Source organism: Leucobacter sp. 7(1) (assembly GCF_900163635.1).
Taxonomy (GTDB): Bacteria; Actinomycetota; Actinomycetes; order Actinomycetales; family Microbacteriaceae; genus Leucobacter.
The window spans coordinates 1-13076 of record NZ_FUID01000038.1; the positions used below are offsets into that span (position 1 = coordinate 1).

Consider the following 13076-nt stretch of genomic DNA (forward strand, 5'->3'; position numbering starts at 1 on the left):
ATGACGCCATCCTTTCAACTCGAAAGGAAGCGGCAGAGAACCCGGGACGGTTCATGGAGAGTACCAGCACGAATGGCGCGGTCGGAGCCAGCGCCTGCCAATGAATCGCGTGGGTATCACCAAAGCCCACGGTCGCCGCCGCGCACCAGAAGATCGCGCCGGGAGCAATGACCAGCATGCTGAGGCGGAGTCGACCGGCGGGCTCTAACGTCGACCTCCGGGCCAGCACCCAGGAAGACACCATTCCGAGGAGCATGAGGAGCGTTGACACGTGGTAGTTCGCATCGTTTACCGCGCTCAGAATCACGCTCACACCGGTCACGCCCACGGCCCAGAGCAGTCCAGCTCGGTGGAGCAGGGACGAGATCGTTCGGTTCACTCGGACAGTCTCGTCGGGCACCTCTTCAGTCGTCGCAGCTGTGGCACCGAGCGGGAGCGTCAGCCGGACCCGAGTCCCACCTCCGAGAGACGACTGGATGTCGACGAAGAACCCGAGTTCCTCAGCCCGTGCACGCACCGAATGCGCCAACCCTCGATTCGCGACTGTGTCAGAGTCGAAACCCACACCCTCATCTCGCACCTCAGCGACGAAGGCGAATGCCGAGCGGCTCAGGTGCACCTGCGCGACGGGTGCGCGCGAGTGTTTTCCGGCGTTTGTCAGAACTTCTCGCAGCGCGCCAGAAAAGCCCACAACGGTCCGCGGATCCTCGCGTCGGAGAATCTGTGCGACTTCGCTGTCAGCGATGCCCGTCCGTTCCACCGAGATCCAGGCTGACGACAGGGCCTCTAGCAGGGACTCACCTGCTTGCGAGGGTGCCACCCGATCCTGTTGGAGTTTGCTGAGAACTGTGAGATCCCGGGCGCATTGGTCCTGCACAAGTTGGGGGTCTGCAGTTCCCGCTCCCCCGTTCGCGATTGCACCCAGCGTGTTGACCGCCGTGTCATGCAGCACGCGAGCATCCTCTGCGATCTGGACACCCGTCCGATGCGCGATCTCGGCACGTTCAGTGGCCTCCGCCAACACCCGCTCCTCTGAATCGGCGTGCCGAGCAAGTGCAAATAGTGCCGGCAGCCCAAAGCGCAGCGCCAAGATGATCGCTGACTGTGTCACGATAATCGAGACTGGGAGGTCAGCACCCCATCCAGGGAGCCATGCGAGCAGTCCGGCACTCACCGTGATGGCTACACAAAGCACGAGTGGAGTCACAATGGAGCGGAACAGAATCAAGCCCAGTGCACAACTCGCAAAATTGATCTGCCAGCACGCGGCAAATACAAGCACCGAAGTAAGATCTCCGCTCCACACATAGTCAAGCAGTCCCAAGTAAGCCATTCCCAGTGGGAGCGGCCACAGGGTCATTCGACGGAACTTGAGTAGCGCGAGGACGGCGAGGAGTGCGAGCGCTGCGTGCAAGAGAAGGAGCGGCCACGCGCTCCACCCCAGCGACACCACCGCAGCACAGCTCATCACGAGTTGCCAGACCGCGATCAACCCGAGGGTCACTCGTCGCATCGATTCATGCAGCGACGTCTCGGCCCAACCGGGCCTCGGCGAGCTGAGGTCGCGCACAAGTGGGGACAGGAGTGCGGTCATCTGGAACAGGTCCTCGGTCTCAGAAAGGCGGATGTGTTGAACATAGCAAGGTCCGGGGAGCCCGCGTCCACAACGCACACGACAGGTGACCCACATACGGGGGTCACCACGCGACCTGCCACGATCGTACAATCAAATGTCCGTACAAGCTTTGCGCGTATGGACGAGTGAATCATTGCGATTCGCTGTGTCTGTTCATCACTTGTGACGCGCAGACGGCTGTATCCACTCGTGCGGTTTTGAAGTATCCCCACTCGAGACCGCACGAGTGACCCGCACAAACTTCCCCGCTGACCGCATTCGCGCGTCACCCACCTGACTCGCTGGTGTCGTACGATCTGAGAGCGCAACCAGCGCCACGTCAGAGAGTGGGACAGATGGATCAAATAGGGACGCCACAATGTCGTGTGGCCATCGTGGAAGATCATGTTCTGCAGCGCACCCGAACCGAAGAGCTCCTGCGTACAGACGGATCATTCGAGATCGTATTCAGCGGCGAATCGGCACCAGAATTTACGACTTGGGTGCGTGAGGCCCCAGCCAGTTCCCGACCACACCTATTGATCCTCGACCTCATGGTGGATCGCAAACCGAGCGTCGACGTCGGGGTGGTTGAGCGACTCTTGGGTGCCGGGTTGCGCATCCTCGTCTTTTCCGCGCTGGCATCCCCGCTACTTGTACGCCGAATCGTGCGTGCCGGGGTGACCGGGGTCGTCGGGAAACGCGACTCCGAGTCAGACGTTTTGGCTGCCGTGCATGCCTGCGCGCGCGGCGAAAGCTGGATGTCCACGGAACTCGCAGCCGTGATTGCGGGAGATTCCTCGCGCCCTCAGCTCAGTGTTCAAGAGGAACGATCACTCGTGTTGTACGCCTCGGGGCTCACACTCGAACAGGTCGGTGCAGAGATGGCGATCAGCCCCGAAACCGCAAAACAATACCTGGACCGAATCAAGAAGAAATACTCCGCCAACGGCGTACAGGTGAGAACAAAACTCGACTTCGGTCGAATCGCTTGGACGGAAGGGTACCTGGATCCGTCCGCACAGACCGAGACAGAAACCTGATTGCTCAATACAGTGGGCGCGTCATGCGCGGGAACGCTGTTGCTCCACGGTAACAACGGCAACGACGACGCAGACTGCAGCTACGGTGACCGTCGACAGCGGCACGGCGATTGAGGCACAGATGATCGCCGCAGTGGCCACAAATACGAAGCTGGCGCGCGCCGTCATTCGGTTCCGCAACAGTAGCCCCCACACCGACACAATGAAGAGCGCTACGGGCACGGCGAGCGCCGCCGACGCCGCAGAGGCTGGAAGATACGACGCTTCTCCGGTGATGAGGTCAAGTTCGACCTCGATTCCTGCCGACGCCGCACCAGCAGCCGCAAAGAGAAAGTAGTGCCCGTAACCGAAGCCAAAACCGGTTCGCGACGCGGCCATCTGGTCTCCCTGATCGAAACCGAAATACATCCACCACATTCCCGCGGCAATGAGCAAGCCCGTGACGGCGAGGACGATCAACCCGGACGACGCCTCCACCTTCGACCCGGCGTCAATGATTGCGTTCGCGGATGCCAGCAGACTCTCCCCGAGCAGGATCAGGGTGAACAACCCGAATCGTTCGGCGACGTGGTGCGGATGCCAGGGTGTCCGCTGACGGCGTTCCGCCCAGATCGGGACGAGCATTTCGAGGAGCGCCGCGATCCAGAAGGACCACAGCTGCATCTCTGGCGGAAACGCGAGACGCACCACCCACACAAGCTGCACCACGGCGATCCCCGCGGCGAAACGGAGCGCCACGGCGCGGTGAGCGGGGTCGGAGACCGCGAGCCTCACCCACTGCCCGATCATGGCGACCCGCATGACCACATAGCCGAAGGTGACAAGCGTCCAGGTGCCCTCGGACATCGCGCTCGGGACCCCTGCGGCGAGCACGAGAACGCCGCCCATCTGCAGGATCGTCATGCTGCGATAGAGCCAGTCATCGGTGTCAAACGCGGACGCAAACCAGGTGAAGTTCATCCACGCCCACCAGATCGCAAAGAAGATCATCGCGTAGGACAGCGTCGCTTGCGCGGCGTGGCCTGCAACAATCCCGTGGTGCAGGTTCTGGGAGGCCTGCGAGACCGCGACCACAAAGACGAGGTCGAAGAACAGTTCGAGCGGGCTGGCGACCCGGTGTGGCTCATGCCGGCTCCGGCCCAGCATGCGCTGCAACCCGATTGCCATCACTGGCTGTGCACTCATCTGTGCCACCTCCCCGCTCTCGCCGCCCTGCGATCATACTCCCGCCCCGGCGCGCCACGCGCGAGGGAACGGTGCCCTCAGCGCAACAGGGGCGGAATGCGACGCACCAGCGCACCGAGCACTGTCAGTTTGCCGCCGCCCAGCAGGGCGAGGCCGAGGAGCGAGAGCGCAATGACGCCGGGGAGTTCCCACCCGCCCGCGTCCGCGAAAAACCCTGTGTGCGCAGTCAGAGAGGCAACCGCAAGTTCTGCTGCCGCAAGCACCGCAATGGGCCGGACCAGCACTCCGAGCACAAGCGCGGCACCCCCGACAAGTTCGAGCGTGGATACAAGCGCCGCAGCGAGTTCGGGAGCGGGGAGGCCAAGCGAGGCAAAGAACTGACCCACCTGGTCCACGCCCATGACCGTGAATTTCTGGAGTCCGTGGGCGAGCAGAACCCCGCCAAGCGCGAGGCGCAGCGATAGCCGCCCCAGATCTTCGGTGCCGAGGGCACCACGATCAAACACACGTGAGGAATTGCGGTGAGGGGCGTGCGTACGGCTCATGGTTCTCCTTCTGCGGGCGCAACCTGTGGCACCCATCACGTCAAGGTTGTCGGGTGCGCTACGGCCGCGGTACCCGCCGGACGGCTGGAGCGCCCCGCCGGGTGGCCGGAACCTCAGAAACACCCGCCAGCTCCCAGGACAAGCCCCCTATCCTGTCCTCATGCATGAGCTACGCGACGCGACAATCTCGGTGGTCATCATCGACGACGAGGCGCTCGTCCGACAGGGCCTCACCTTGATCCTTGAGGCTGCGGATGACATTCGCGTGGTGGGGGTCGGCGACAGCGGCGCTGCAGCGGATCTCGTCAGCACACATCGGCCGTCAGTGGTGCTGCTCGACATCCGTATGCCTGCACCAGACGGACTCACGGTACTCCGGCACCTGCGGACGTTGCCGGATCCGCCCCAGGTCGTGATGCTCACGACGTTTGATATGGACGACACCGTGCGTACCGCACTTGAGCTTGGGGCCGCTGGCTACTTGCTGAAGGACACGGACCCTGAGCATCTGCCCCACTTTGTGCGCACGGCGGCAGCTGGCGGAGTAGTGCTCGCCGGATCCCCGGCGCACCGAATGCGCACCGCAATTCGTGCTGGCGGCGCAGACCCCGAGGCGGCGGCGCTCGTCGACACGCTCACAGATCGCGAGGTCTCCGTGCTCCGACAGCTGGCACGGGGCGATTCGAATGCGGAGATTGCGCGTGCACTCCATCTCAGCCAAGGAACGGTGAAGGATCACGTCTCAGCAATTCTCGCGAAACTGCGGGTCACCGGCCGCGTGCCAGCAGCACTGATCGCGGCGCGTGCCGACATCCTCACTGCGGAACCGACCCGGTGAGACTCTCCTCGAGCGCGTGTACGGCGCTGATTCTGCTCGCGACTTCCGCGGAGGCCGCGGTGACGCTCCTGGATTCCGCCCCCCTCGCGAGTGCCCTCTCCTTTCTGGCCGCCGCGGGCCTGCTCCTGCGCCACCGGACCCCCGCGATCGCGGTCATCCTGACGCTTCCCGGCCTCCTCTTTGGCTGCGCGACAGTCGCAGCTGTCGTCGCGGTGTACGCCCTCGCCAGCAGGAGAGGATCAACTGCGGTGCTCGTGACTGCCGTGTTCGGAGTCTTTGCCGCCGGCCTGATCGGCCAGCTGACGGGCCCGTATCCGCTGCACCCCGTAGCACTCGTGACGACGGCCGCGATGTTCGCGATTGCGCCTGCCGCGGTCGGCATTCTCGGGGCAACCCGGCGACGGCTGGTGCAGAGTCTCGCTGAGCTCCGCACGGTCCATGAGGAGCAGCGCGCCCAGACAGCCGCCACCGCGGTGCGCTCGGAACGCGAAGCCTTGGCTCGCGAAATGCACGACGTGGTCTCCCACCAGGTCAGCCTCATGGCGGTGCAGGCGGGGGCGCTGCAGGTCAGCACCCGCGATCCGGCAGCACACGCCGGGGCGCGAACCATACGCGAACTCTGCGTCGCGACCCTTGAGGAGCTCCGCACAATGCTGCTCGTGCTTCGAGTGGGCGAACGGGCACCTGTTGTCCCCGCACCCCAACCCTCACTTGCTGATGTCCCCGCCCTCATTGCGGCATCGGATCTGCCCGTCTCCGTGGATCTGGACCTCCCCGACACTCTGGGGATCCCGGTACAGCGAGCGGTATTTCGGGCAGTTCAGGAATCACTGACAAACGCGCGGAAGCACGCACCGGGGAGCCCAGTTACGGTGACGGGCACACTCGGAGAGGACGCCGTCGAGGTGCGCGTGACAAACGCACCGGCGCGGGCCCCGTCACTTGCGCTCCCTGGCGCGGGACTCGGTTTGATCGGACTTCGCGAGCGTGCGCAGATACTCGGCGGTACGGTTGTTTCCGCACCAACGCGAGACGGAGGCTACGAGACAGTGATGCGACTCCCCCTCCGCGCGGATACGGAAACCCACGTCGGCTGAATGCTCCGCTCACTTGCCACGCGGCACGAGGAGCGCGCCGGTCTCGGTGAACTCGCGCTGGATCTCATTATTGTTCGTGTAGGTCGCAAGGCTCACGAGGACTGCGGTGATCGTCGCGAAGATGAAACCGGGGAGCAGCTCGTAGAGGTCGAAGATGCCGCCCGATGCGGCGCCCCAGGCGAACACCGTCACCGCACCGACAACCATCGCCGCGATCGCCCCCCAGTTTGTGAGCCTGCGCCAGTAGAGACTGAGGATGACGATCGGCCCAAAGGACGCACCAAAGCCAGCCCACGCGAAGCTCACGAGTCCCAGAATGGAGTCGTTCGGGCTCAGCGCGAGAATTGCCGCAACAATCGCGACGAGAAGCACGCCGCTCCTGCCCAGCAGCACCAACGTCTTCTCTGACGGCCGCGTCTTCGCGAACGCACGGTAGAGATCCTCTACAAGCGCCGATGATGTCGCGATGAGCTGACTGGAAAACGTACTCATGATGGCCGCGAGCACCGCCGCAAGCACCAGGCCAGCGAAGAGCGGGTGCAGGAGCGTCTGCCCCATCACCAGGACCACGGTCTCCGGGTTGGCAAGATCGATGTTGTTCTGCGCCACGTAGGCGACACCCACAAGCCCCGCAAAGACCGCCCCGGCGAGCGAGAGGGCCTGCCAGCCGAGCGCGATCCGGCGGGCACTCTTCGCGTCCCGGGTGTCGCGCAGCGCCATAAACCGCACGATGATGTGTGGCTGCCCGAAGTAGCCGAGCCCCCATGCCAGACCTGACGCGATACCAATGATCGTCGCTGAGGTGGCGCCCGTCCCGCCAAACAGGTCGAAGTGAGTGGGCGACAGAGACCCAACGAGCGCCATTGCCTCACCGACGCCCCCGACGGAGATCACCGCGATGATGGGGAGCGCGACGATCGCGATGACAAGCATCAGTCCCTGAAGCACGTCGGTCAGCGACGCTCCGAGGAATCCGCCAAACATCGTATAGGCGAGGGTCACGACAGTGACCAGGATCATGCCGGTCAGGTAGTCACCGTCGAAGGCCGACTCGAAGAAGACGCCTCCCGCCACCATGCCTGACGAGATATACAGCGTAAAGAACACGACGATGATGATGCCGGAGACTGTGCGCAGAATATGGGTGCGATCTCGGAGTCGATTCTCGAAGAAGCTCGGGACAGTGATCGAGTTCCGCGAGACCTCCGTGTACACCCGGAGCCGAGGTGCCACGATCAGCCAGTTCAGGTAGGCACCGATCGTGAGACCGATCGCTATCCAGGCCTCGATCAACCCCGCGAGATACACCGCGCCCGGCAACCCCATGATGAGCCAGCCTGACATATCGGAGGCCCCCGCGCTGAGGGCAGCTACCCAGGGCGGGAGGCTTCGATTGGCGAGCATGTAGCCCTCGTGGCCACTCGTTTTTCTGAATGCCCGGTATCCAATGAGGAGCAATACCGCGAAGTACGCGCCCACTGCGATGAAGAGCCAAGTGTGATCAGACATCGTTGTCCTCCTGTGTGGTCCGCCACAGTGGCGGACGGTGTATCGACGGATGATGAACTGTGGTTTTCCCCACAACTACGAGCTGTTCGGCACGACATGAGGTCGGCATTACATGAGGTCGGCACTACATGAGGTCGGCCGAAACGGAGATCGGAGTCCCGAAGCGGTGTGCAGTCATCGAGACTGCTTGTTCCCGGAAGAAGGGCAGCATTTCCACTCTGCCGGCGGACACGACCGGGCCGCCGTAGACGGCGAGATCCGGCGTGCCCCTGGAGGCGCGGGTGATGACCCCCATCTCTGCCTCGCGTGCCACGCCCGACACCAGCCGAATCCGCGCACCGATCTCAGGCCCCCGGGCGTCTACCAAGCGACGCACGTGAGCCTCCCAGGCTGCCGTATCCTCGACCGATACCCGGACTCCCGCCTGCGCGCAGGCCCGCATAATCGCTTCGGGGAGTTCCTGTCCGCTGCTGACGCTCACACGGGATTCAGCGGCGATCCCCGCCAGAATTGTCCGTACCGCGTGGTGCAGCTGGGCGTCGGCCGTGATTCGAATCGTGACCGTGGCGGGCCTGTAGCGGAACACATTGCGTTCCACACCGAGCGCGGAGTCGTCACGCGCCACCCCAAACTCGGAATCCCAGGCGCGTGCATCGGAACTTGCGGCACTGTGAAGCCAACGTAGTTCAGACTCCGCGAGTTGGGACGCACCCACCGCGCGCAGCACCCCCGCCACCGCGTGGCGGGGCGCGGGGAGATCTCCCGAGACGGGCGCGTCTTCCCAGTTCCCCAGAGCGTGCAGGTAGTTCGGGCCGCCAGCCTTGGTGCCGGGTCCGATCGCGGACTTTTTCCATCCGCCAAAGGACTGGCGGCGCACAATGGCACCGGTCGTGCCGCGATTCACGTAGAGATTTCCCGCGTCGACCCGGTCGAGCCAGAGTGCCTGTTCCGCACGATCGAGTGAGTGCAGTCCGCTCGTGAGACCGTAATCGGTGTCATTCACAAGGTCGATAGCCTCGTCCAAGTTGGCGGCACTCATGATGCCCAGGATCGGCCCAAAGTACTCGGTGAGATGGTACTCAGACCCGCGCTTCACGCCCTCCCGGACACCGGGGCTCCACAGGCTGTTCGCGCCCTCCCGATCCCGGGACAACGGGCTTTCGCTTGCGACGGGGCGCGGTTCGATGAGCCAGCTCTCCCCCGACCCAAGTTTCGTGAGACCGCGCAGTAGTTTCCCGCTCGGTGCCGCAATGACGGGACCCAGCTGTGTGTCCAGCTGCTCGGGGGTGCCGACTCTCAGCGACTGCACCGCATCAATGAGCTGTCCTCTGAACCGCTGAGAACTCGCCACAGAACCGACGAGGATCACGAGCGACGCCGCGGAACACTTCTGCCCGGCGTGGCCGAACGCGGACTGCACAACATCACGCGCGGCCAGATCCAGGTCGGCGTTCGGCGTGACAATAATCGCGTTTTTCCCACTCGTTTCCGCGAGAATCGGAAGCTCCGGACGGAGCGCGCGGAAACTCTCTGCCGTCTCGTACGCCCCGGTCAGAATGAGTCGCTCAATTCGAGGATCGGCGACGAAGCGTGAACCCAGGGCGCGATCCGGGAACTGTACAAGCTGAAGCACGTCGCGGGGTACCCCGGCGTCCCAGAGCGTCTGCACCATGACCGCACCCGAACGCGCGGCGTTGGAGGCTGGCTTAATGACCACGGCGGATCCGGCGGCGAGGGCCGCGAGCACCCCACCCGCGGGGATCGCGACCGGGAAGTTCCACGGCGGGACGACCGCGGTGAGGCGCACTGGCCGGTACTGCGCGCCGTCGACCAGTTCGAGCTGCTGCCCGAGCATCGCGTAGTAGTGTGCGAAGTCGATGGCCTCGGAGACTTCGGGGTCGCCCTGGTCGAGGGTCTTGCCACACTCGGCACCCATCACCTCCAGCAGATCGGCCCGGCGTTCTTCAAGAATCTCCCCCGCCAGGTGCAGGATCCGGGAACGTTCCTCGGCTCCGAGAGCCTGCCACGGTTCGGCGGCTGTACGGGCGCGCTCCAGGATCGCATCGAGCTCAGCCTCAGCGTCAACATGGGCCGCGGCAACCTGATCTCGACCAAGATCCGAGGACACCATGCGCTGCGCGATCCCGCGCGCCCATTCGTGGTTACCCGGCAGATCTTGATCGCTGTCAGGGGCGTTCTCAAAGTGCCCGGTGCGACCGGCGATCACCCATTGCTCGACGCGGTTCTCACGACCCTCGACGGTGCCCACGCGCCTGTCCTGCACGCGGTTCGGTGATGGGACCGTGAAGTGCGCCGGTTCCCCGTCGCCGGTGATCGCGGCAAGAGCATCGAGCGAGGCGCGGAATCGGGCCTCCTCACGCGCAAAGAGCGCCGAGTTGTCGGTCAACTCAAACACCGCCGACATGAAGTTCTCGGTACTCGCGCCTTCCTCGAGGCGTCGGATCAAGTACGCGATCGCGACGTCGAACTCTGCGGGGTGCACGACGGGTACGTAGAGCAAGATCGAGCCGACATCACGCCGCACCGCCTCGGCCTGTCCCGTGGCCATCCCGAGCAGCATTTCGAACTCGATTCCGTGCGCGGCCTCCCGCGCCTGGGCAAGCACCCAGGCAAGTGCGATGTCGAAGAGGTTGTGCCCCGCGACCCCGACGCGCACGTTGTGCACACGCTCGGGAGTCAGGGCGTAGTCAAGCACGGCCTTGTAGCTCGTGTCGGTTTGCTGTTTTGTTCCCCAGGTCGCAGCGGGCCAGCCGTGGAGGGCGGCATCCACAAGCTCCATCGGGAGGTTGGCACCCTTGACGAGCCGCACCTTGATCGCTGCGCCTCCCTGCGCCACCCGAGCGGCGGCCCAATCCTGCAGGCGGATCATGGCACCGAGCGCGTCGGGCATGTAGGCCTGCAGCACAATCCCGGCCTCCAAGTCCCGGAACTCGGGTCGATCGAGGATCTGGGTAAAGACACGGAGGGTGAGATCGAGGTCCTTGTACTCCTCCATGTCGAGATTGATGAACTTACGTGGCGATGCCGCAGCGGCGCGCTCGAACAGCGGGACGAGCTGGCCAACGATGTGCGCAACTGCCTCCTCGAAGCCCCAGTGGTTGTGCGGGGCGACCGTGGCGGACACCTTGATCGAGACATAGTCAACGTCATCACGGGCAAGCAGCGTGTGTGTGCCCGAGAGACGACGCTCAGCCTCGCGTTCACCGAGGATCGCCTCACCTAGGAGGTTCACGTTCAGCCGAACCCCGTCCCGAGACACCCTTGCGATCGCCGGTCCCAGCTTCGTCTCACTCGCATCGATGATGAGGTGGCTGACCATCCGGCGTAGCACCCGACGGGCAATGGGCACCACAAGCCCCGGGAACGGTCGCGCGAGCGCTCCACCGAGCCGAATCGCGGCCCGCATCGGCCCCGGCAAAAATCCGGGGGTCAGCGGCACCAGATCGGCAAGCTTTGCCGCGGCCACGCTGAGATCTTCTGGCCGGACCACGCCGTCCACGAAGCCAACCGTGAAGTCGAGCCCGTGTGGGTCTCGGAGCACGCCGGCCAAGAGCTCGGCCGATGAATCCGCGGGAATCGTCGCCGCAGTCGCGGCCCACTTCCGGGTCAGGGCAACGGCAGCGTCAGCAAGCTCCTGGGGGCGAACAGCAGAGTGGTTCACATGAGGCCTTTCTCGGTGATACCGGCAGCAGCGGCCAGCGGAGGGATACCAGTCAGTGTCGCGCGCCCCTATGATGAAGTAAAGCGCGAGCAATTGACTGATATAGATGAGATCTTCTTAACGATTGAGCTGAGTCGACGCCGACCGAAAGGACCACGCACCGTGCTCGACATGAAACGGCTTCGCCTCCTCCGAGAGCTGCAGACCCGCGGTACGATCCGTGCCGTGGCAGAGGCGCTGAACTACAGTCCGTCTGCGGTCTCTCAGCAGTTGAGTCTGCTCGAACAGGAAACCGACACTCAGCTGCTCCGCAAAGCAGGACGCGGTGTTGCCCTGACGGCAGCTGGGGAGGTCCTCGCAGCAGAGGCAGAGCAGCTCCTCGCGGGTCTCGAACGCGCCGAGGCGAATCTGCACCGTGCCCGCGACGAGGTACGCGGCACGATCCGGATTGCCGTATTCCAATCCGCATTCCTCGCCTTGGCGCCCCCGGCGCTACGCGCACTCCGCGCGCAGCATCCCAAGCTGCGCCTAGAAATTGTGCAGTGGGAGCCGGGCGAAGCGCTCCGGGAAACCTCTGCCCGCGGCGTCGACCTCGTAATCGCGGAGGAGTATCCAGGCCATTCCCGCAGCTACCTTCCCGGCCTGGACCGCGTCCCGCTCGTGAACGACCCGATTTTCCTTGCGCTCCCCCCGGAGGGCGCAGGCGACGTCCGTTTCGATGCCGCCACCACAATCGACGAGCTTGCCCAACTGCCCTGGGTCATGGAACCCTCGGGCACCGCCACGCGGGACTGGGGCGAGCAGGCGTGCCGCGCCGCAAGCTTCGAGCCCGAAGTCCGATACGAAACCTCAGATCTTCAGGCACACGAGCGCCTCATCGCCACAGGAAACGCGGCCGGCTTTCTCCCCGGACTCGTGCACGCCGGCAGTGACGTTCGGCTTCTCGAGCTTCCTGGCGCCCCGCATCGCAGCGTGTTCAGCTCGGCGCGAGCCTCCCAGGAGGCCCACCCGGCGCTCGCGGCGGTGCGCGAAGCGCTCGCCGCGGCAGCGGCCGCCCACACCTTCCCGCTTCGGACCCCTACTCCCCCTTCGCCGGGACGCTCGTAGTACAGACCCGCCGTCTGCGGGTGTACCCACCACGGTCACGCACAGGATGGACTCTCTGGGAGAAACACGCCCAGTAGTTCTCTTCCCGGGTGAGGTGCGCAGCAAGCCGGGTACCCGCAGTATCCGAGAACTGCAAGGCGGAGGTCGAACCGACGTGCCTCACTTGTCCAGGAGAATCAGTCCGTACGTAGTCGCCAGATCGCCGGGCTCCGAGCGAAGAGCGCAGAACACAGAACACAGAACACAGAACACAGAACACAGAACACAGAGCGCAGAGCGCAGAGCGCAGAGCGCAGAGCGCAGAGCTCCGAGCTGAGGGCTCAGGGCTCAGAACGGGTGTGGTGCGTGCGGGTCTTCGGCCGGTGGGTTTGGCCGTTCATCTCGTTGCTTGGGTGGTGCCGGGTCGGTGCTGAATCTGACTCGGCTGGGTGGTCGGTCGATCGTGACGCGGCCGG

Annotated in this window: 9 protein-coding genes; 4 read left to right on the forward strand and 5 right to left on the reverse strand. The window is 64.4% G+C overall.

Annotation, left to right across the window (positions count from 1 at the left end; genetic code table 11):
* On the reverse strand, positions 1–1594 hold a 1594-nt coding region (locus tag FM113_RS08450), incomplete at its 3' end, for an ATP-binding protein (protein WP_140393316.1).
* 416 nt (positions 1595–2010) lie between these two features.
* Between FM113_RS08450 and FM113_RS08455 the strand changes: the two genes are divergently transcribed.
* On the forward strand, positions 2011–2658 hold the full coding sequence (locus FM113_RS08455; protein ID WP_176387131.1) for a response regulator transcription factor: 648 nt from the start codon (positions 2011–2013) through the stop codon (positions 2656–2658).
* A 21-nt stretch (positions 2659–2679) separates the two neighbouring features.
* Here the strand turns inward: FM113_RS08455 and FM113_RS08460 are convergent, their stop codons facing one another.
* Together FM113_RS08460 and FM113_RS08465 are read right to left on the reverse strand one after the other, a co-directional pair.
* Entirely contained in the window at positions 2680–3843 is a 1164-nt protein-coding gene (locus FM113_RS08460) for a low temperature requirement protein A (protein ID WP_254908926.1), read from the reverse strand.
* Positions 3844–3920: 77 nt separating this feature from the next.
* On the reverse strand, positions 3921–4388 hold the full coding sequence (locus FM113_RS08465) for a DoxX family protein (protein ID WP_176387132.1): 468 nt from the start codon (positions 4386–4388) through the stop codon (positions 3921–3923).
* A gap of 160 nt (positions 4389–4548) precedes the next feature.
* Here FM113_RS08465 and FM113_RS08470 point away from each other — a divergent pair, with 160 nt between their 5' ends.
* Positions 4549–5226, forward strand: coding sequence for a response regulator transcription factor (locus tag FM113_RS08470; protein WP_087013518.1), 678 nt, complete (start codon positions 4549–4551; stop codon positions 5224–5226).
* Positions 5223–6323 carry a sensor histidine kinase gene (locus tag FM113_RS08475; RefSeq protein WP_087013522.1) on the forward strand — a complete coding sequence of 367 codons (1101 nt, stop codon included), beginning with the start codon at positions 5223–5225 and terminating at the stop codon, positions 6321–6323. The genes FM113_RS08470 and FM113_RS08475 overlap by 4 nt, the downstream gene beginning before the upstream one ends.
* Positions 6324–6332: 9 nt before the next feature.
* On the opposite strand, the gene putP is transcribed toward FM113_RS08475, so the two are convergent.
* Positions 6333–7832, reverse strand: coding sequence for a sodium/proline symporter PutP (putP, locus tag FM113_RS08480; RefSeq protein ID WP_087013525.1), 1500 nt, complete (start codon positions 7830–7832; stop codon positions 6333–6335).
* 124 nt (positions 7833–7956) lie between these two features.
* Complete coding sequence (locus tag FM113_RS08485) at positions 7957–11514, reverse strand: bifunctional proline dehydrogenase/L-glutamate gamma-semialdehyde dehydrogenase (RefSeq protein ID WP_087013528.1); 3558 nt, start codon at positions 11512–11514, stop codon at positions 7957–7959.
* A 171-nt stretch (positions 11515–11685) separates the two neighbouring features.
* Here FM113_RS08485 and FM113_RS08490 point away from each other — a divergent pair, with 171 nt between their 5' ends.
* The gene (locus FM113_RS08490) at positions 11686–12621 is read left to right on the forward strand and encodes a LysR family transcriptional regulator (protein ID WP_369676692.1); all 936 of its coding nucleotides are present in this window, start codon (positions 11686–11688) and stop codon (positions 12619–12621) included.
* Positions 12622–13076: the final 455 nt, after the last annotated feature.